This window comes from Actinoplanes subtropicus, assembly GCF_000721705.1.
GTDB classification, from domain to species: Bacteria; Actinomycetota; Actinomycetes; order Mycobacteriales; family Micromonosporaceae; genus Actinoplanes; species Actinoplanes subtropicus.
In genome coordinates this window covers 1-20834 of record NZ_JOJL01000008.1, presented here as the reverse complement: position 1 = coordinate 20834, position 20834 = coordinate 1, and the positions used below count along the sequence as shown (strand labels likewise).

Below are 20834 nucleotides of genomic sequence, written 5' to 3'. Positions count from 1 at the left end.
CCCCTCGGGGCCGGCGGATTCAGCCGGTTACCGGGCCACCCCTCGGGGCCGGCGGATTCAGCCGGTTACCGGGCCACCCCTCGGGCCGGCGGATTCAGCCGGTCACGGTGAGCGGGCCCCGGCGGACCGACTCGACGGCGTAGCCGAGCACCGTACTGCCCAGCCCCAGCATCACGACCCCGGCCCGTACCAGCCCATCCGGGTCCCGCACCGCGCCGGAGACCCCCCGCGCCACGGCCTTCGGCAACGTCTCCCGCATGTACGTCCGCTCGGCGGACAGACCGGCCTTGGCACCACGCAGCAACGAGACGATCCGCTTCGACCGGCCCTCGTGGTAGCAGCGCCGGACGAAATACCCCACGGTCTGCCGCGCCGCCGGAACATGGTGGTCCACCGCCGTGGCCGGGTCGAGCACGACCCGGGCCGCGCTGTCGTGCGCCGCCACCCGGATGCAGAACTCGGTCTCCTCGCAGCCGACCGGGGTTGCGCCGACCCGCCCGATGGCGTCGGAGAACCCGCCCACCTCGCCGAAGACGGACCGGCGCACGGCCATCGACGCACCGATCGGATTGCGTACGGCCGCCTTGGTCTCCGGTTGTCCCCGGTAGCTGCAGCCGACCACCCAGCCGAACTCGGCGGGGAACCAGCGCGGCGGGTGCCCGCCCTCCCACTCGGCCACCACCGCGGTGCCGGCCACCGCCACCTCCGCCTGGGCGAAGGTGGCGCGCAGCCCGGCGAGCCAGCCGGGCCGGGCGGCCGCGTCGTCGTCGAGGAACGCGACCACGTCCCCTTTCGCGGTGGCGACGCCGGTGTTGCGGGCGTCGGAGAGCCCCTGCTTACCGCCGTTGGCCACGACCCGGGCGCGCGGGAAGGCGGCCCGGGCACGGGTCAGCAGGGCGTCGTTGTGGTCGATCACCACCACCAACTCGTCCCCGTCGAGCAGCTGGCGCTCGACGGACACGCAGGCCCGCCGGAAGTCGTCCCAGCGACGATCGGTGTAGCTGCAGATGACCACGCTGATCGAAGGCATGCCGGGAACTACGGCGGGCTAGCGCCCTTCTTGAGACAACTCTCAGTCGAACTTCAGCCCACCGGTACGCGTGCGCTTGAGCTCGAAGAAGTCCGGGTACGAGGCGAGCGCCACCGCCCCGTCGAACACCTTCAGCGCATCCTCGCCGCGCGGGATGCTGGAGAGCACCGGCCCGAAGAACGCGACCCCGTCGATGTGAATGGTCGGGGTGCCGACGTCGGTGCCGACCGGGTCCATCCCCTCGTGGTGGCTGCGGCGCAGCTCCTCGTCGTACTCCTCCGAGTCGGCCGCCTCGGCGAGCTCGGCGGGCAGGCCCAGCTCCGCCAGCGCCTCGCGGATCACCACCGGGAAGTCCTTGTTGCCCTGGTTGTGGATGCGGGTGCCGAGCGCGGTGTAGAGCGGGCCGAGAATCTCGTCACCGTGTTTGACCTTGGCGGCGGTCACCACCCGGACCGTGCCGAGCGAGCGGTTGATGAGCTCGCGGTACTCGTCGGGCAGGTCCCGGTTCTCGTTGAGCACGTACAGGCTCATCACGTGGAAGCGGAGGTCGAACTCCCGCTGGCTCCTTACCTCGAGCATCCAGCGGGAGGTGATCCAGGCGAAGGGACAGGCTGGGTCGAAATAGAAGTCGACTGTTGTCACTCGTCGAACCTACGCCCGCGCGGCACCCATCGTCTGCTCCATTCCGGGCGCGACCGCCTCGACGCCGGCCATCACCAGGTCGAGCCCGAAGGCGTAGTACCGCTCGATGTCGGGCACCCGGGCGAAGGTCGCGGCGAACTCGACCACCAGAGGGAACTTGTCGGCCGGGAGGCTCTCCAGCTTCAGGCGTTTCTGCCGGCGCCACTCGGCGGCCTGCGCGGCCGGCACGTTCATCGGGCAGTCGGGCTGGGCGGCGACCAGGCCGATCGCGGAATGCAGCAGGTACGAGGCCACCCAGTACGCCTCCTCGACGCCGAACCCGCCCGCGGTGAGCAGCACCAGCGCGTCGTTGGTGGCGCGGGTGAAGCTCTGCCCGTCCTCCTTGGCGACCACATGCATGAGATCGCCCAGCGCGGGATGCTCGCGCATCGCCCGGATCAGCGCCTCGACCATCGCGCGCAGCTGTTTCTGCCACGGGTCGGTGGCGTCGCGATCTGCCCGGACGGTGGACAACGCCTGGTCGACGATGCCGGCCATCAGCTCGTCCTTGTTCTTGAAATGCCAGTACAGGGCCATGGGCGTGACGCCCAGCTCCTGGGCCAGCCGGCGGATGGTCACCGCCTCCAGGCCCTCCTCGTCGCCGAGCCGTAACGCCCGCTCGGCCACCGCCGTCTTCGTCAATCTCTCGCCCGCCACTTGACAACCATACAACGTACAGGTCTGATGTACCTAGTACATGTACGGCGTACAAGGACGTTGTACAAGGACGTTGTACAGGGGGATTCCCGTGGAGAAGAACCGACGGTGGTGGGCGCTCGTGGCGGTGGCGCTCGGCACCTTCATGACCTACCTCGACAACAACGTGGTCAACGTGGCCCTGCCGTCCATCCAGCGGGACCTCCAGCTGAGCATCTCCGGACTGGAGTGGATCGCCAGCGCGTACGTGCTGGTCTTCGCCGGCCTGCTGCTGGCCGGCGGCCGGATCGCCGACGTGCTCGGCACCCGCGCCGCCTTCCTCGGCGGCCTGGCGGTCTTCACGCTCGCCTCGGTCGGCGCCGGCCTCGCGCAGAACCAGGAGATGCTGATCGGCGCCCGGGCCGTCCAGGGCATCGGCGCCGCGCTGCTCACCCCGGCCTCGCTGGCCCTGCTCCCCCGGCTGTTCCCCGACCCGCGCGAGCGTGGCACCGCGGTCGGCGTCTGGGGTGCGGTCGGCGCGCTCGCCCTCGCCATCGGCCCGTTCACCGGCGGCTGGCTGTCCCAGCACGCGTCGTGGGGCTGGATCTTCCTGATCAACGCACCGATCGGCGTGGCCACCGCGATCCTCACCCTGGTCAGCGTCCCGACCACGGAGCGCGGCACGGCCCGCGGGCTGGACCTGCCCGGCGTGCTGACCTCCTCGGTCGCGCTCTTCGCCCTCACGTACGCCCTGATCGAAGGGGAATCGAAGGGCTGGACCTCCGGTCTCATCCTGGCGTCGTTCGCCCTCGCCGCGCTCGCCGCGACCGCCTTCGTGGTCATCGAGCTACGGTCGAAGAACCCGATGATGGACCTAAGCATGCTGCGGCAGCGGGTCTTCACCGGCGGCCTGCTCGCGATGGGCCTGTGGGCGTTCGGCGTCTTCGGCATCTACTTCTACACCGCCATCTACCTGCAGAACGTGCTCGGCTTCTCGCCCACCGAGGCGGGCTCGTCGTTCGTGCCGATGGCGCTGGTCATGGCGGTGAGCGCGACGCTCGCGCCGCGGCTGGAGGCGCGCTTCGGGGCCGGCCGCACGGTCGCGCTGGGCCTGGCGATCATGGCCATCGCGATCTTCGGGATTTCCGCGTACGGCGAGGGCACCACCTACACCGACCTGCTCCCCTGGTTCGTGTTCTACGGCGTCGGCGGCGGCATGCTGGTCCCGCTGAACAACGTGATCGTCAGCGCGCTGCCGGCCGAGCGCGCCGGTATCGGCTCCGGCATGCTGAACGTCTCCCGCGAGGTCTTCGGCCTGCTCGGCATCACGATCCTCGGCGCGATCCTCAGCAACCGGGCCGGCGCGGCCAGCGGCACCGAGCTGCACCGCTACCTCTCCGGCTACCAGTTCTCGCTGGTGGTGGCCGCGATCCTGGTGGCCGTCGGGGTGCCGGTGGCGCTCTGGTCGCTGCGCGCGGTGCGGCCGGTCGCGTCGGTCGAGACCGAGGCGCCGCAGCTCGAACTGGTCTGACCGGGACGACCGATACGGCCCGGCTCGCTCCGCAGGGGCAGCGTCACCGTGAAGGTGGTGCCGCCGCCGGGAGCCGGCCGGGCCGAGACCTCTCCCTCGTGCGCGTCCACGATGGCCTTGGTCACCGCGAGGCCGAGGCCGGTGCCCTTGATCCCGTCCCGGGTCGCGTTGCTGGCCCGGAAGAACCGGCTGAACAGGTGCGGGTACTGCTCGGGCGGGATGCCGATGCCGGTGTCGCTGATCTCGATGACCGCCGCGCCGTCCCGGCGGCCGGCCACCACCCGGATCGTGCCGCCCTCGGGCGTGTACTTGATCGCGTTGGACAGCAGGTTGTCGAGCGCCTGCCGGAGCCGCTGCGCGTCTCCGAGCACCGGCAGATCCGGGTCCAGCTCCTCGTGGACGATCAGATTCTTGCCGTACGCGCCGGGGCGATGGTTGTCCACGACATCGCGGAGCAGCCGGTCGGCCGGCATCGGCAGCGGTTCGATGCTGATGTGCCCGGCGTCCAGGCGAGCCAGGTCGAGCAGGTCGTCCACGAGCCGCTGCAGGTGCAGCACGGTCCGGTCGACCACCGCCACGTGCCGCCGGGCCAGGTCGTCCAGCTTCGGGTTGTCCAGCAGCATCTCGGCGTAGCCGCGGATCACGCCGACCGGGTTGCGCAGCTCGTGGATGACCACGGCGGCCAGCTCGTCCTTCATCCGGTCCAGCTCGCGCAGCTGCTCGACCTGCTGTTCGCGCTGCTCGGCGACCTCCCGCCGCTCGGTGACGTTGGTGCTGATCCCGTCCACGTAGAGCCGGTCGCCGTCGCGGCGGGCCGTGGCCCGGGTCCAGACCCAGCGGGTGACGCCGTCGAAGCCGACGACCCGGCACTCGATCTCCGAGTCGCCGCCGGCCGCGATCGCCTCGTGGAACGCGACGAAGTCGGCCCGGTCCTCCGGGTGCACCAGCCCGCGCAGGGTCGCGTTCAGGTCGCCGCCGGTGGGCAGCGTGCCGCCGAAGACGCCCAGGCCGTTCGGGCTCGCGTACACCGACCGGGTGCGGCCGTCCGGTCGTACCTCGACGGTCCAGACGTAGTCGTTGAGCTGGCCGACCACCCGGTCGAAATCGCGCCGGGCGGAGGCCAGGGCGAGCGTCAGGTCCTCGGCCCGGCGGCGCTCGACGAACCGGCCGAGGTGCGCGCAGACCGCGTCGAGCATCGCCACCACATCCGGGTCGTGGGCCAGCTCGTCGTCGAGGAAGAAGGCGAGCACGCCGACCACCCGGCGGCCGGAGCGCACCGGCACGCCGATCGCGGTCCGCACGCCGTACTCGCGCGCGACCTCGATCCGGCCGCCGGCCAGCAGCCGGTCCGGCTCCACGATGGACCAGACGTCGGCGCCGCGCTTCCAGGTCAGGCCGGGCAACCCCGCCCCGCGTACGAACGACAGCGGCCATTCGCCGGAGAAGCGGTGCAGATCGCGGCCAGCCCGGGTGTGCGAGCTGACCCGGTCGATGCGCCGGCGGTGCTCGTCGACCTGCCAGTACTCGCCGCAGAGCCAGCCGAGCGCGTCGGTGATCGCGGCGACCACCCGGACCGCGGCCTGCTCGGCGCTGGTCGCCTCGGAGAGCACCTGCGCCACCTTGTGCCGGGCACGGCGCAGCTCCTCGGCCCGGTGCGCCTCGGTGATGTCGTGCATGGCCACCACGGCGCCGAGGCGGCGGCCGTCGGCGGCGTCGATCGGCCGGGCGTTGCTCACGAACCGGCGCGGTCCCGTCGCCGTCTGCACCACGAGGTGCTGACCGCGAACGGCTTCGCCGGCGTACGCGCGGGCCAGCGGAACCTCCTCCGGCCGCAACCGCGTACGACCGTCCGGCGCGTACAGGTCGTACGCCTGAGCCCAGGTCTCCTCGGTCTCGCCGCGAGTCGCGTCGCGGCCGTGCAACTCGCGCAGCGCGCGGTTGAAAAAGGTGAGCCGGCCGTCGCTGTCGCAGGCGGCCACCCCCGCGTCCAGGCTGTCCAGCAGTGCCTGCAGGAAGGTGTGCTCGTCGTCCAGCTCCTGGCCGCGGCGCTCCAGCTCGGCGAGCGCGACCATCCGGTCGGTGATGTCGTGCAGGAACGCGTGGAAGACGAGTTCGTCCTGCTCCTGGCTGAGCTGCACGGTCATCTCGGCCTGGAACTCCCGGCCGGAACGGTCGATCGCGGCCAGTTGCAGCCGCTGCCCGGTCAGCTGCGACCTGCCGGTCGCCCGCACCCGGGCCAGACCCGACTCGTGCATCGCGTGATAGCGCTCGGGGATGATCAGCTCGGTCACCGAACGGCCGCGCGCCTCGGCGGCCGAGTAGCCGAACAACCGCTCCGCGGCGGCGTTCCAGGCGATCACCCGGCCGTCGTCGGCGATCGCGACGTACGCGTCCTGCGCACTGTCCAGTACCGCCTGCATCCGGGCGGCGGCCAGCTCCTGCTCGCGGTTCGCCAGCCGCAGCGCGATCTCCGACTCGGCCGCGGCGGCGAGGTCGGCGAGCGTGGCCAGTTGGTCCTCGGTCCACCGGTGGGGACGGGTGTCGAGCACGCAGAACGAGCCGAGGACGTGGCCGTCCGGGGAGCGCAGCGGGAAGCCGGCGTACGCGATCGCGTCGTACTCGGCGACGGCCGGATTGCCGCGCAGCCGCTCGTCCGCCCGCGCGTCCTCGACGATCAGCGGCCGCCGCTCCTCGACCACGTGCCGGCAGAACGAGTGGGTCAGCGGCGTCTCCCGGGTCTCGTCCAGCTCGCCGTCCAGGCCGCAGGCGCTGGCGAACCGCTGCCGCTCGGCGTCGACCAGGGAAACCAGCGCGACCGGGGCGCCGATGAGCCGGGCGGCCAGCCCGGTCAGCCGGTCCAGCGACGGGGAACGACCCGCCTCGAGCAGGCCGGTGGCCCGCAGAACGCCCAGCCGCTCGGCATCGAACTCCCGCGCGTGCTGCACAACTGCTCAGATCGGCGGATTCGGCAGCCTACTGAGCGCCGGCCTACCTTTTATGCCGTTCTAGGGCCGATATCCGAGTCGGGGGCGAGACGGTTGCCGGCGGCGTCATGGACGGTGATCGCTTCGGCCGGGCACATGTCGGCGACGTCGAGGACGATGTCGTCGGCTTCGACGTCGTCCTCGACGGGTCGGGACCTGCCGTCGTCGAGCCGGAAATGGCCGGGCGCGGTGGCCGCGCAGACACCGGATCCGAGGCAGGCTTCCCGGTCGACGGCGATCCTCCAGTGCTCGCTCATCGGCCCGGTCACCACGCGACCGGGAGAGCGACCGGACCCCGTACGGCCATGCCGCTCTTCCATTTGATCCGGTCTTCCGGGACGGCGAGGCGCAGCTCGGGGAAGCGCGCCAGCAGCGCGGTCAGGGCGGTCTGGATGTCCAGCCGGGCCAGCGGCGCGCCGAGGCAGTGGTGCGCGCCGTGCCCGAACCCGAGCTCGCCCTGGGCGTCCCGGGTGAGGTCGAGGCGGTCCGGGTCCTCGTACCTCCGCGGGTCGCGGTTGGCGGCGTGCTTGGCCAGCAGGACCGGCTCGCCGGCCGGCACCGTGCCGCCGGACAGCTCGACGTCGACCAGGGCGTACCGCGGCAGCACGTCGGCGGCCGCGAGCAGCGGCACCCAGCGCATCAGCTCCTCGACGGCCCCGGGCATCAGGTCGGGCCGGGATCGCAGCAGGGCGAGCTGGTCGGGGTGGGTCAGCAGGGCGTACGTGAAGTTGACGATCTGGCTGGCCGTGGACTCGTACCCGGCGGCGAGAATGACCAGCGTCAACTGGACGACCTCCTCGGCGGTCAGCCGGTCGTCCTCCTCCTGGGCGGTCACGAGCGCGCCGAGCAGGTCGTCGGTGGGTGTCTGGCGTCGCTGCTCCGCGAGGGTGGCCACGTACCCGGCGAGCCGGCCGATGTAGTCGCCGCGCTGCTCGGGGCTCAGCGCGGTGACCGACATCCACGCGCCCACCCAGTCCCGGAACTGGTCGCGGTCGGCATAGGGCACCCCGATCAGCTCGCAGACCATCAGCCCGGGCAGCGGCACCGCCAGCGCCTGCGCCAGATCCGCCGGCTGACCGCCCTTGACCATCTCGTCGAGCAACTCGTCCGTGATCCGCTCGGCCCGGTCCCGCAGCTGCTCGACCCGGCGGGCGGTGAACGCCTTGGCGACCAGCCGGCGCAGCCGGGTGTGGTCGGGCGGGTCCTGGTCGGTGAGGATGCCGCCGTACCGCTGCGGGGTCAGCCGGGGCACGTCGCGCACCGTGGCCTGGGCCAGGCTGAACCGCGGGTCACCCAGCGCGGTGCGTACGTCGTCGTAGCGGGTCAGCAGCCAGCCCTCCTCGCCGTAGGGCAGTTTCACCCGGGCGAGCGGCTCATGGTCCTGCAGCCAGAAGTACGTCGGATCGATCTCCAGTGCGTGGATGGGGCCGAACGGATAGGACCGCACCGTGGTGGGGTCTGCCATGACGGTCTCCTCGAGTCCAGGCATCGAGCACCTGCAATCCTTGCCCGCCGAGGCGTCGTCACGGAATCGGCCGAACGTCGCCACGGTCCGCGATCCCCGCGTTGATCGCGGCGGCGGCGAGCTGGGCGCGGGTGGCGATGTCGAGTTTGGTGAAGATGTGCGAGAGGTGGGTCTTCACCGTGCCGCGGCTCATCAGGAGGCGATCGCCGATCTGCGGGTTGGTGAGGCCCTCGGCGACGAGGCGGACGACTTCGAGTTCGGTCGGCGTGAGGCTGGACCAGCCGGTGGCCGGGCGGCCGCGCCGCCCGCGGGCCCGGCGTGCGTATTCGACGCCCTGGTCGAGGGTGAGTCGCGCGCCCTCGGTCGCCGCCCGGTCGAACGCGGTCGCCCCGAGCGCTCGACGCAGGTCGGCGGCGGTGCCGTCGTAGGCCCGCTGCCGGTCGGCGCCGCGCGGGAGGCCGGTGCTCATCCGGGCCGCGTCGGCCGCGTACAGGATGCGTACGTCGTCGGGGGCCGGCTGGATGGCCGCACCGACGCGAGCGAGCGCTTCGAGGCTGTCGAACTGGGCGGCACGCAGTCCATTGTCGACGCGGACGGCCAGTGCCGCGTGGTGCAGTTCGACGGCCCGGGTGAGACCGTCCGGGTCGGCGGCGGCGAGTTCGGCCTGGGCGGCGTACGCCTCCGCCAGCGGACCGGGCATGCGCAGGCGCCGAGCGACTTCGACCGCCCGGTCGAGCACCGCCACCGCCTCGTCGGGACGGCCGGCGGCGGTGAGGGCCGCGCCGAGCCGGGGCAGGGCCCGACCGGCGAGCCAGGTCGGGGCGCCTCGGTCGGTGGAGTGGGCGGCGCGCCGCAGCGCGTCGGTGGCGGCCGCCGGGTCGTCCCGGCGCATCGCCAGCACCGCCAGGGCGTGGTCGAGACCGGGTACGAAGACCTCGTCCTGGGCGCCCTCGATCAGGCGCAGCACCGGCTCGATCGCCGCGGTCGCGCCGGCCGGATCGCCGGTCAGCGCCCTGATCTGGGCGAGCACCGAGCGGGCCATCCCGACCCGCAGATGGTCGCCGAGGGGTTCGGCGACCCGCAGCGCCTCCGCGGCCAGGCTCAGCGCACGGGCCGGGTCGCCGCCGGCCAGGGCGCCGTCGGCCTGGTAGGTCAGCAATGTGGACAGCACCCCGCGGTGGTGTCGCAGGCATTGCCGGACGGTCTCGTCGATCACGGCCTCGGCCTCGGCGTGCCGGTCGCGCAGGTGCAGGATCATCGCCTGCAGCGCCCGGGCGCCGCCGAGCACGAAGGTGTTGCCGCCCGCGTGCGCCGCGGCATGGGCCTGCTCGCAGAGCTGCCAGGCCTCGTCGAAATCGGTGTAGAAGGAGCCGACCGCCAGCAGGTTCAGGGACAGCGCGCGGAGTTTGTCGTCGCCGGCTTCGGTGGCCAGCTCGACCGCTCGCGCCGCGGCGTCCCGCTCCACGTCGAGCGGTCCGGCCGTGTCGGCGACGAGGGCGAGGCCGGTCATCAGGCGCGCCTGGAGCCGGGAGCGTTCGTCCGGCGCGCGGTCGATCGCCCGCCGCAGGAGGCCGAGTCCCTCCCGGCCGCGCCGGTCGAGGTGCCACAGCCAGGCCAAGGCCGCCGCCAGGCGCCGGCCGCCCCGCGGGTCCTCGGCCGCGAGAGCCCAGTCCAGCGCCGCGCGCAGGTTGTCGTATTCGAGCACCAACGCCCGCCGCCACCCGTCGGCGTCGCGCTCCCGGTCCGTTTCCGCGTCCTCGACGTACCGGAGGAACCAGGCGAGGTGCCGCTCGCGCAGGGCGGTGTCCTCCCCCGCCGCCACCAGGCGGGCCGCGGCGAAGGCCCGGATCGTCTCCAGCAGCCGGTAGCGCGACTCGTCGGCCCGGACGTCGGCCACCACCAGCGACTTGTCCACCAGCCGGCCGAGCGCCGGTAGGACCTCGGCGGCGTTCACCGTCCCGTCGGCGCACAGCGCCCGCGCCGCGGCGAGTCCGAACGTCCCGGCGAAAACCGCGAGCCGGCGAAGCACGATGCGGTCGGTCTCGTCCAGCAGCGTGTGACTCCACTCGATCGACCCGAGGAGGGTGCGCTGCCGCCGCCGCGCGCCACGCGGGCCGCGGACGAGCAGCGCGAACCGGTCGTCCAGGGCCGCCTCCACCTGCCCGGGCGTGAGGGTTCGCACCCACGCCGCGGCGAGTTCCAGCGCCAGCGGTATCCCGTCCAGGTGCGCCGCGATCGAGCGGACGGCCGCCTCGTTGGACTCGTCGAGCGCGAACGAGGGCTGCACGAGGCGCGCGCGATCGACGAACAGCGACACGGCATCGTCGTCGGACAGGGGCGGAACCCCCAAGACCACTTCACCCGGTACGCCGAGCGGCTCGCGGCTGGTGACCAGGACGGTGATCTGCGGGCAGGCCTGCAGCACGGCCTCCACGGTGCCAGCCACCCCGTCGAGCAGGTGTTCGGCGTTGTCGAGGCACAGCAGCGACCGCCAGGTGGCCAGATGCGTACGCAGTGCATGAACGCGCCCACCGACGACCGGGGCACCGACGGCCTCGGCGATCGTCTCCGCCACCGCCGTACGGTCGGTCACGGTGGCGAGGTCGATCCACCAGACGCCGTCCGGGTACCGGTCGTACTGACCGGCGGCGACCTGCACCGCCAGCCTCGTCTTGCCGGCGCCGCCGGGCCCGGTCAGCGTCACCAGCCGGTGGCGGGCCAGCAGCCCGGCCGCGGCGCCGATTTCCGCGGAGCGCCCGACGAACGACGTCAACGGCGCCACGAGGTTGTTCGGCATGGACTCACCATGCCAGGTCGCCCATCGGCCAGCCCCGGCGACGGCATCGGCCATCTGGCAGATGATCCGCGCCCCCGGGACGAGGAGGCTTCGGGGCATGACGATCATGCAGGACGGACCGCTCGCCGTCTCCACCCGAAACCCCCGCTATTTCACCCCGGCTTCCGGGCCCGGCGCCGGCCGCGCCGTCTACCTGACCGGGTCGCACATCTGGAACAACCTGCACGACGGCATGGGTCCCGGCCGCGACGGCCCGGCCGAGCCGGAGGTGCTGGACTACGACGCCTACCTGCGGTTCCTTACCGAACGGGGACACAACTTTATCCGGCTCTGGCGCTGGGAGCAGGTCCGCTCCCAGGCGGCCGGCGGCAACTACCACCTCAACATGACGCCCCAACCCTGGACTCGCACCGGGCCGGGCACCGCGAAGGACGGCCAGCCCCGGTTCGACCTGGAGCGGCTCGACGACGCCTTCTTCCAGCGGCTCCGCGACCGGGTCACCGCGGCCGGGGAGGCGGGCATCTACGTCGGCGTCATGCTGTTCGACGGCTGGGCACTGCACCTGAGCCCGCCGCCGGACCACATCGAGGGCCACCCCTTCCACGCCGGCAACAACGTCAACGGCATCTCGGCGACCTCGATCGACGACCTACAGGTCCTGCCGCTCGACCCGCGTGTCGAAACCATCCAGCGGGCGTACGTCCGGAAGATTGTCGACACGCTGCATGACCTGCCCAACGTGCTGTGGGAGGTGGCCAACGAGTCCTCCGGCGACGGTACGGTGACGGACGAGTTCGCCGCGTTCCTGGGCATGGACAAGGCACCGTCGTGGGGCGACTCGACCGGTTGGCAGTACTGGGTCATCGACACGGTCAAGCGGCACGAGGCGGCGCAGGGGTACGACCCGCACCCGATCGGCATGACCATGCAGTTCCCGGTGGCGGAGCAGACCAGGGTGAACGAGCCGCTGCTGGGCAGCCGTGCCGAATGGATCTCGCCGGGCTACGACGATGAGATCTTCGCGGGCGGCGCCCATCCGATGGCGCCCGGCTCCCCGCCGTCGCGCTGGTACGCCGATCCGCCGGTCGCCGACGGCGCCAAGGTGATCATCAGCGATACCGACCACTACGCGCCGGGGCAGGGGGACGCGCTCTGGGCGTGGAAGTCGTTCCTGCGCGGCCACCATCCCATCCTCATGGACTTCGGCCTGATCGCCGGCCTCGAGCCGACCGCCGAGTCGCCCGCCGAGACCGGTGTACCGCCGTTCGCCCACTACGAGCCCGCGCGGTGGGCGATGGGCGACACCCGCCGGTACGCCGAGCGCATCGGCCTGATCGACATGCGGCCGCGGCGCGAGGTCGCCTCCACCGGGTACGCCCTGGCCAACCCCGGCACGGAGTACCTCGTGCTGCAGCCGGACGGCGGCGCCTTCACCGTGGACCTGGCAGCCGGCTCGTACCAGGTCGAATGGTTCGACGTCACCACCCGTGAAACCACCGCGAGCGACGTGCTGCGGGTCGAGTCGGCGGGCACGGTCGAGTTCTCGTCGCCGTTCCCGCACGGCCCCGCCGTGGTGTACCTGAACCGGGCCTAACAGGTCGGCACCGCGAGCACGGCGCAGGCCGCGGCGGTGACGTACGCCTTCTCCGCCTCGGTGAGCCGTGGCTGCGGATGCGGGGCGCACGTCCCGTCCGCGGCCGGTCCCATCTTGCGGGTCGGGTCGCTCGGCGCCAGGACGCCCGAGTGGATCACGCCGAGAACGCAGCGCGCCCGCAACCCGGCCGCCTCGTCGTCGCCGCCGCCGAGCACGCGGAGCAGCGTGCCGAGGCGTTCCGGGAGGCGGTGCCGCAGCATCATTCCGCGGATCACCGAGGGGTCGCCCATCAGCGCGCGCAGCAGCGGCGCGTGCTCATCGAAGATGTCGACGAGCCGGCGGAGCAGGTCGCCGGTGATCCGGTCGGCGGTGCGGGCCTGCCCGACGAACTCGTCCATCGCGGCGACCAGCGGCGTCAGCAGGGCGAACAGCAGGTCGTCCTTCGACGCGAAGTGATAGTAGAGCGATCCCTTGGTCATCCGGACCTGCTCGGCGATGTCGCGCACCGAGGTCGCCGCGTAGCCGCGCTCGATCATCAGCTCGAGCGCCGCGTCCAGGATGCGCTGCCGGGTGTCCTCCGCCAGGCTGCCCACCGTGCGCGCCACGACGCCACCTCCCGGTCTCAGCTTGCTGTCAGGTACTGAACGATATCGTCCCGTCGAACATACCGACCGTCCGATTAATTAGGGGGAAGCCGATGGCCGCGATCGCTCGCTGGTGCTTTCGGCACAGGTACATCGTCGTCCTGTTCTGGGTGGCGGCACTGGTCGGACTAGGGGTGGCCAACCAAGCCGTCGGTACCGCGTACAACAACAGCTTCGCCTTGCCGGGAACCGAGTCGACCCGCGCGCTCGACCTGCTGAAGACCGCGTTTCCGCAGCAGGCCGGCGACTCCGACACGATCGTCTGGCACGTGTCGAGCGGCTCGGTCCGCGACCCGGCCGTCCAGCAGCCGGTCACCGCGATGCTCGACCAGGTCTCGCACGCGGCCTCGGTGGCCGGCGTGACCAGCCCCTACAGCCAGCAGGGCGCGGCGCAGGTGAGCCGGGACGGCCGGACGGCGTACGCAACGGTGACCTTCACCGGCATCGGCAACGAGGTGCCGCCGACCGACGTCAAGCACGTGATCAGCCTGGCCCAGGGCGTACGCCAGGCGAATCTCCAGGTGGAATTGGGCGGCCAGGCCATCCAGGCGTCGAACGGGGTCTCCACCTCCGCGTCCGAGTTCATCGGCATCGTGGGCGCCGCGATCATCCTGCTGATCGCGTTCGGCTCGGTCCTGGCCATGCTGCTGCCGATCGTCACCGCGATCCTCTCGCTGATCGCGGCGGTGATGAGCATCGGCCTGCTCAGCCACGCGCTGACCATCGCCGACATCGCACCGACCATCGCGGCGCTGATCGGCCTCGGCGTCGGCATCGACTACGCGCTGTTCGTGGTCACCCGGCACCGCAGCGGGCTGAAGGCCGGGCTGACTCCCGAGGAGTCCACGGTCCGCGCGCTCAACACGTCCGGCCGGGCGGTCCTCTTCGCCGGCGCCACGGTCTGCGTCGCCATGCTCGGCATGCTCGTGCTCAACCTGTCCTTCCTCAACGGCGTCGGCATCGCGGCCGCCGTCATGGTGGTGTTCAGCGTCATCGCGGCCAGCACGCTGCTGCCCGCGCTGCTCGGCATCCTCGGCCCGCGGGTGCTCAGCCGGCGGGAACGCCGCCGGCTGGCGGACGAAGGACCCGAGGACGTGTACGCCCGCGGGTTCTGGTACCGCTGGGCGCAACTCGTGCAGCGCCGCCGCATGCTGCTCGCCCCGCTGGCCCTCGCGGTGATCGCGGTCCTGGCCATTCCCGTGTTCTCGCTCCGGCTCGGCAATTCCGACCAGGGCAACGACCCGGCCGGCACCACCACCCGCAAGGCGTACGACCTGCTGGCGGAGGGATTCGGCCCGGGCTTCAACGGCCCGCTGCAACTGGTCGCCACGATCGGCTCGCCGGACGACGCGACGGCGCTCACCCAACTCGCCGGCACGGTGGCGCACACCCCCGGCGTCGCCTCCGCGTTCGCGGTACCGGTCAAGCCTGGCGGCACCGTCGGCATCGTCCAGGTGGTGCCGACCACCGCCCCGCAGGACGCCAAGACCAGCGACCTGATCAAAACGCTCCGCCACGACATCATTCCCGCGGCCGAGCAAGGCCACACCCTGAAGGTGTACGTCGGCGGGCAGACCGCCATCTTCGACGACTTCGCCGACGTCATCAGCGGGAAGCTGCCGCTGTTCATCGGCGTGATCGTGGGCCTGGGCTTCCTCCTGCTGCTGGTCGCGTTCCGCTCGCTGGTCGTCCCGCTCACCGCCGCGGTGATGAACCTGCTCGCCGCCGGCGCCTCGTTCGGCGTGGTGGTCGCGTTCTTCCAGTGGGGCTGGGGCAGCGACGCCCTAGGCCTGGGCAAGGCCGGGCCGGTCGAGGCGTTCCTGCCGGTGATGATGCTGGCCATCCTGTTCGGACTCTCCATGGACTACCAGGTCTTCCTGGTCAGCCGGATGCACGAGGAGTGGGTGCACACCCGCGACAACCGGCGCGCGGTCACCGTCGGCCAAGCCGCCACCGGCCGGGTCATCACGGCCGCCGCGACCATCATGATCTGCGTCTTCCTGGCCTTCGTGTTCGGCGGCCAGCGGGTCATCGCGGAGTTCGGCATCGGCCTGTCCGCGGCCGTCTTCCTGGATGCTTTCGTGCTGCGTACGGTTTTGGTGCCGGCCCTGATGCACCTGTTCGGCCGGGCCAATTGGTGGCTGCCCGGCTGGCTGGACCGCCGTCTTCCGCACCTGTCGGTCGAGCCGGCCGATGAGGACGTACGCGACGAGCCGGCCCCGGAGCCGGCACCGATCGGCGCCTGAACCGGCAATTTCCCCGGTCTCGGCCTGTCCAAGGCCGAGACCGGGTCAGCGCGTCGGGCCGATGGCATGGAGAATCGGTTCCCGCCGATCACCTCGACCGCGGGAATGTCATGCCATTCGATGGTTTTATCTCCTACAGTCACGCCGCCGACGGGCGGCTGGCACCGGCCGTCCAGCGTGGGCTGCACCGCTTGGCGAGGCCATGGCACCGGCGGCGGGCGCTGTGGATCTTCCGGGATCAGACCGGGCTCGCGGTGACGCCCAAACTGTGGACGTCCATCCGGGAGGCGCTGGACGGCTCGAACTACTTCGTGCTGCTGGCCTCCCCGGAGGCGGCGAACTCGCACTGGGTGAACCGTGAGATCGAGCACTGGCTGGCGACGAAGTCTCCCGACCTCATCCTGCCGGTGGTCACCGACGGCGAGTGGCAGTGGGACGCCGACGCTCAGAACTTCACCGCCGACTCCACCGCTGTTCCGGCTGCCCTCCGTGGGGTGTTCACCGAGGAGCCGCTGTTCCTGGACCTGCGGTGGGCTCGCGACGATCTGCACCTGAGCCTGCAACACGTCCGGTTCCGGGACGCCATCGCGCAACTCGCGGCGCCGATGCACGGGATGAGCAAGGACGATCTGGAGGGTGAGGACGTCCGGCAGCACCGGCGGGCGCGACGGCTGTGGACCGCGGCGACGACGATGCTGGCGCTGATGACCCTGGCGGCCTCGCTGACCGGGGTCGTCGCGGTGCGCAACGCCGACCGGGCCAACGCCGCGGCGGCCGAGGCCCACGCGCAGCAGCAGTTGGCGTCGCAGCAGCACGACACCGCCGAACGCGCGATACAGGAGTCGCAGCGTCAGCAGCAAAACGCCGAGGTGCAGGAGGACCGGGCGAGCGCGGCGAAGACCGAGACCGCCCGGCAGACGCGGCTCGCCAGTGACCAGCGGGCACTGGCCGACGAGGCCGCCGCGGAGGCGAAGCGGCAGCAGGCCGCCGCCGACCGCTACCAGGCGAGCGCTCAGCGGCAGAAGGCGAACGCCGAACGGCAAGAACAACTGGCCAAGGGCGCCGGCGAGGACGCGAAGCGCCAGAAGGCCGACGCCGAGCGGCAGAAGGCCGAGGCCAGCCGTCAGCAGACGCTCGCGGACCAGGCCGCGGCGCGGGCCAAGGAGCAGAAGGCGCTCGCCGAGGAGTATCGCGAGGCGGCACGTCAAGCGGATGCCGAGCGTAAGCGGCAGGAGAAGCTGGCCCAGGAGGCAGCGGAGGAGGCCCGTCGCCAGCGGGAGGCCGCGGCGTTGCAGCAGCGCATCGAGATCAGCCATCGGCTGATGCGCCGGGCTCGCACGATGGTCGAGGACGACCCGAGGAAGGCTCTCATGCTGGGCTTGACCGCCCAGCGCCTGAACCCCGACGCGCAGACCGGTGAGCAGCTCAGCCATCTGGTCATGTCGACGCACTACGCCGGCGCGCTGGGCGAGGTGACCAACGTCGTGCCGGTGACCGGGCAGACGATCGCCACCGTCGACTCCGGCGCGACGGTGTCGCTGTGGGACGCGGCGAACCCGGCGAAACCGGCCAAGCTGGCCACGATCGCCGCCGGCGCTACCGCGGACACCATGCTGGCGGCCGCCCCGGACGGGCGTACGCTCGCGGTCTTCGACGGCCGGTCCGAGGCGGTGCTGTGGAAGGTGGCAGACCCGGCGCACCCGGCACGACTCGCCACTCTGACCGACGCCGCCGGGATCGTGTCCGTGGCGGTCAGCCCGGACGGCCGGACCGTCGCGACGAGCAACGCGGCCAAGAACACGATTCTCTGGGACATCTCCGGTGCCGCGCCCGTTGCGCTGGCTACGCTCCCGGGCGCGTACCCGCTGAAATTCAGTCCCGACGGGCGGACCGCAGTGACCAGCGGTGCGGAGGTCACCGTCTGGAATCTCGCCGACCCGAGGATCCCGGTGCCGGGCGCCAAGCTCGCGTCGCCGTTCGGCGACGCGATCGCCGACGCCGCCATCGAGTTCAACCCGAAGCTGCCGATCGTCGCCGTCGAAGGCGCCAGCGACTACGTCTGGCTGTGGGACCTGACCGACCCGGCCCAGCCGCAGGAGGGATTCTCACAGCTCGCGGCGATCGGGGACGCGCACCTGGGCGCGATGGCGTTCAGCCCGGACGGGCTCACCCTGGCGCTTGCCGACACCGCCGGGACAACCTCGCTGTGGAGTGTCGACGGCGGCGCGGTGCCCTTGATGTCGACCCTGCTGGCCACCCTGAACACTCCCGGCGGCCCGATCCGGTCGCTGGGGTTCAGCCACGATGGGCGGACGCTGACCACCGCCGGCGCCCATCGGACAGCGACGCTGTGGAGCGTCAAAGGCCCGTACGCCCGGGACCCGATCGCGGTACTGCCCGGGCCGTTCCCCGGACGGATCGTGGGCCTGACGTTCGGACGGGACAGCCGCTCGCTGATCGCCGCGGGCAGGCAGGGCTCCGCCGTGCCGTGGGACCTGACCGACCCGGCGCGCCCGGTCCGCGGTGCTCCGCTGCCGCTCTACGGCGGCACGATCGACGGGATGACCCTCAGCCCCGACAGCCGGACGCTGGCCGTGGTCGGCACCGACAAGACAGTCACCCTGCTCGACCTGACCGATCCGGCCGCACCGATTCCGCTGACCACGATCAAGGACAGTGGAGGCACCGTCGATGCGCTGACATTCAGCCCGGACAGCCGCACCCTTGCCGTCGGCCGCAGCGACGGCAAGGCGACCCTGTGGGATCTGACCGACCGGCGGCAGCCCGCCCGGCTCGCCGACCTCAGCCTCGGCACGGGCGTGTCGGCCATCGCCTTCACCCCCGACGGGCGGACCATGGCCGTCGGCGTGCGGTATTACGTGAAGCTGTGGAGCCTGGCCGTCCCTTCCGCTCCGGAGCAGCTCACCTCGATCCGGCTCCAGGACTTCGTCTACACCATCGGCTCGCTCGCCTTCAGCCCGGATGGGCGTACGCTGGCGGCCGGCCTCGACAACGCGACGATCATGCTGTGGGATGTCGCCGACCCGTCCCAGCCCGGCCAGATCGCCACGCTGATCGGTCACACCATCTCGGTGGTGTGGGTGGCTTTCAGCCCCGACGGCCGCACATTGGCCAGCTCCAGCCTGGACGATGCCATGATGCTGTGGGACATCGCCGACCCCACCAGCCCGATCCGGTACGCGACCATCAAGAGCCCCGACCTGCAAAGCTTCAACGCGGCGTTCAGCCCGGACGGGCGTATCCTCGCCGCCGGCGGCACCTTCGGCCCGCCGAGCAACAACATCACACTCTGGGACGCCACCATTCCGCCCGAACTCGCCGCCGACCCGGTCCGGCGCGCCTGCGCGATCAGCGGTCGCGGCCTCAACGCCGACGAGTGGAGCCAGTACCTGCCCGAACTGCCCTACCAGCCCACCTGCTGACGACAACTCCCCATGGAGTGACAAGCGGCCGGTGGGCTCCGGATGTCCGGGGTAGGTCCAGGTAAGGCGTTGCCGGAGCGGGTCTTGTTCGGCGAGGTTCGCGATGAGGGTGGTTTCCTGGAGGCACCGGCCGCGGTCACCGGGCCGCCCATGTGCCGGTGCTGGAGGTGTGCGGGTCGACGGGCTGCTCGGCCTTGGGCAGGTGGGCGACGACGAGCCGGTAGGAGTCGGTGACGAGTTCCCTGACGAGTTCCTCGTCGAGGCCTTCTCCGCTCTCCAGGGTGATCCAGTGCTTCTTGTTCATGTGGTAGCCGGGTGTGATGTAGCTGTACTGCTCTTGCAGGGCGTGAGCCTCGCCAGGGTCCGCTTTGAGGATCACGACGGGTCGCCCCGGGACTTCGGTCATCAGCATGAACACCTTGCCGCGTACCTTGAAGACCTCCCAGTCGGGGCCGAAGGGGTGCTCCAACTGGGCTCCGCGGAGTGCCTGCGCGCAGTCGGCGGCGCGCCCACCAGGGCGGCCGGGTCAAGGTCGAGCAGCTTCTCCGGGTTGTCCCCGACGCCGAGCTCGGTGACGAACCGGTGCGCGAGTTCCTCGGCCCACCAGGCCGGCTGGAGACGCGAGGGCCCGGCGGAGAAGCCGGCCAGCCGCCGGTACAGGCCGTTGCCGGAGGCCGCGCCGAGCAGTCCGAAGGTGGCGTAGGCGCCGCCGCTGTGGCCATAGACCGTGACGTTGCCCGGGTCGCCGCCGAAGTGGGCGATGTTGCGCTGGAGCCAGGTCAGCGCGGCGATGACGTCCTGCAGACAGAGGTTGCTGGCCTCGGCGAGCCGACCGCCGTACTGCGACAGCGACACCGCGCCCAGCGCCCCGAGCCGGTAGTTGACCGACACGCTCACCACGCGCCCCGACGCGGCGAGACCGGCGGCGTTCGAGGTGATCTGCGTGTTCGCGCCGTACTCGAAGCCGCCGCCGTGGATGTACACGGCCACCGGAAGCGGGTTGGCGGCCGGCTGCTCGGGAGCCCACACGTTTCAGATTCAGGCAGTCCTCACCCATCCCGCTGTCGGCTTCGAGCCAGTCGCCGCTGTCGGGCTGGACAGAGACGACCCTCTTGCGGTCATAGGGAAGGTTCGGATCGAAATCCGCGACCACGGGGCGGCGGTATCGCTCAGCGGTGGCGAACGGGATTCCCCACCAGGACCGCACCCCTGGTGCAGTCGGGGCCGTGGGTGCGGTGGCGGTCATGACGTGTCCTTCCGGCGCGGTCCGGGTCTGCCGCGTGGTAAGCCGACGGCCGGCTTGCTCGCACCGAAATCATTGCCGGGGATCCGGCGAAACAACCTGTGGGCATCGGTCACTTGATGGTCACCAGGTGACACTTCTGAAGGGGCGACGTGATTGTCGCCGGCCGGAACCGATCGCAGGCTCTACCGTGGCGTTGTCGCGCGGTCGGCAGCAAGATGCGAACCGATAACGGACGAGCCCGTGATCAGAGCGGTCCTGCATGATCCGGCTGGACCTGTCGAGGGCGTGCTACTGGTAGGCCGCATCTTTGTCGCATGGTCCTCGGTGATCCCCGCGGACGTTCCGCGCGCCGAGAGGCGGCTCAGCCGCCGGCTTCTTGTGGGACCTCCCATGAAAGAGACTGTCACATCCGTGCAGACCGCCAGCGGTGAATCCACCGGGGGTGCGTTTTTCGCTGAGTGACCTTCGTGATGCATGTCGATGTCTGCCCGTTGCGGTAGCCGCTGACCGGTTGGTATGGGTTGGTGACCTGTTTCG

13 protein-coding genes and 1 pseudogene are annotated in these 20834 nt (G+C 71.5%); 4 read left to right on the top strand and 10 right to left on the bottom strand.

Annotated features, from left to right (window positions below):
• Nucleotides 1-94: 94 nt before the first annotated feature.
• From IH26_RS0112880 to IH26_RS0112870, 3 genes are read right to left on the bottom strand one after another with little or no spacing between them, the layout of a single operon-like run.
• Nucleotides 95-1030 (bottom strand): glycosyltransferase family 2 protein, encoded by a 936-nt coding sequence (locus IH26_RS0112880; protein ID WP_034214984.1) that lies wholly within the window; start codon nt 1028-1030, stop codon nt 95-97.
• A gap of 42 nt (nt 1031-1072) precedes the next feature.
• Nucleotides 1073-1672 carry a mycothiol-dependent nitroreductase Rv2466c family protein gene (locus tag IH26_RS0112875; protein WP_030436404.1) on the bottom strand — a complete coding sequence of 200 codons (600 nt, stop codon included), beginning with the start codon at nt 1670-1672 and terminating at the stop codon, nt 1073-1075.
• 9 nt (nt 1673-1681) lie between these two features.
• Nucleotides 1682-2368 carry a TetR family transcriptional regulator gene (locus tag IH26_RS0112870; protein ID WP_030436403.1) on the bottom strand — a complete coding sequence of 229 codons (687 nt, stop codon included), beginning with the start codon at nt 2366-2368 and terminating at the stop codon, nt 1682-1684.
• 91 nt (nt 2369-2459) lie between these two features.
• On the opposite strand from IH26_RS0112870, the gene IH26_RS62810 reads away from it, so the two are divergent.
• Nucleotides 2460-3878, top strand: coding sequence for an MFS transporter (locus IH26_RS62810; protein WP_245665150.1), 1419 nt, complete (start codon nt 2460-2462; stop codon nt 3876-3878).
• Between the two features lie 41 nt (nt 3879-3919).
• Here the strand turns inward: IH26_RS62810 and IH26_RS55785 are convergent.
• The 4 genes and pseudogenes from IH26_RS55785 to IH26_RS0112835 form a co-directional block, all read right to left on the bottom strand.
• Nucleotides 3920-6823, bottom strand: a pseudogene (locus tag IH26_RS55785) (sensor histidine kinase); the annotation flags it as partial.
• A 50-nt stretch (nt 6824-6873) separates the two neighbouring features.
• Nucleotides 6874-7119 carry a ferredoxin gene (locus tag IH26_RS0112845; RefSeq protein ID WP_030436398.1) on the bottom strand — a complete coding sequence of 82 codons (246 nt, stop codon included), beginning with the start codon at nt 7117-7119 and terminating at the stop codon, nt 6874-6876.
• Between the two features lie 8 nt (nt 7120-7127).
• Entirely contained in the window at nt 7128-8327 is a 1200-nt protein-coding gene (locus tag IH26_RS0112840; RefSeq protein WP_030436397.1) for a cytochrome P450, read from the bottom strand.
• 58 nt (nt 8328-8385) lie between these two features.
• The gene (locus IH26_RS0112835; RefSeq protein ID WP_157437172.1) at nt 8386-11124 is read right to left on the bottom strand and encodes a helix-turn-helix transcriptional regulator; all 2739 of its coding nucleotides are present in this window, start codon (nt 11122-11124) and stop codon (nt 8386-8388) included.
• Between the two features lie 97 nt (nt 11125-11221).
• Between IH26_RS0112835 and IH26_RS0112830 the strand changes: the two genes are divergently transcribed.
• Complete coding sequence (locus IH26_RS0112830; protein ID WP_030436395.1) at nt 11222-12718, top strand: hypothetical protein; 1497 nt, start codon at nt 11222-11224, stop codon at nt 12716-12718.
• On the opposite strand, the gene IH26_RS0112825 is transcribed toward IH26_RS0112830, so the two are convergent.
• On the bottom strand, nt 12715-13323 hold the full coding sequence (locus IH26_RS0112825; protein WP_051808050.1) for a TetR/AcrR family transcriptional regulator: 609 nt from the start codon (nt 13321-13323) through the stop codon (nt 12715-12717). The genes IH26_RS0112830 and IH26_RS0112825 overlap by 4 nt on opposite strands.
• 92 nt (nt 13324-13415) lie before the next feature.
• Between IH26_RS0112825 and IH26_RS0112820 the strand changes: the two genes are divergently transcribed.
• Nucleotides 13416-15608, top strand: a complete 2193-nt coding sequence (locus IH26_RS0112820) for an MMPL family transporter (protein WP_030436393.1) — start codon at nt 13416-13418, stop codon at nt 15606-15608.
• A gap of 110 nt (nt 15609-15718) precedes the next feature.
• Complete coding sequence (locus tag IH26_RS0112815) at nt 15719-19051, top strand: TIR domain-containing protein (protein WP_030436392.1); 3333 nt, start codon at nt 15719-15721, stop codon at nt 19049-19051.
• Between the two features lie 136 nt (nt 19052-19187).
• On the opposite strand, the gene IH26_RS0112810 is transcribed toward IH26_RS0112815, so the two are convergent.
• Nucleotides 19188-19520: an MmcQ/YjbR family DNA-binding protein gene (locus IH26_RS0112810; RefSeq protein WP_051808048.1), complete on the bottom strand. Its 333-nt coding sequence runs from the start codon at nt 19518-19520 to the stop codon at nt 19188-19190.
• Complete coding sequence (locus IH26_RS53485) at nt 19457-20080, bottom strand: carboxylesterase family protein (RefSeq protein ID WP_245665148.1); 624 nt, start codon at nt 20078-20080, stop codon at nt 19457-19459. The genes IH26_RS0112810 and IH26_RS53485 overlap by 64 nt, the downstream gene beginning before the upstream one ends.
• Between the last annotated feature and the right edge of the window lie 754 nt (nt 20081-20834).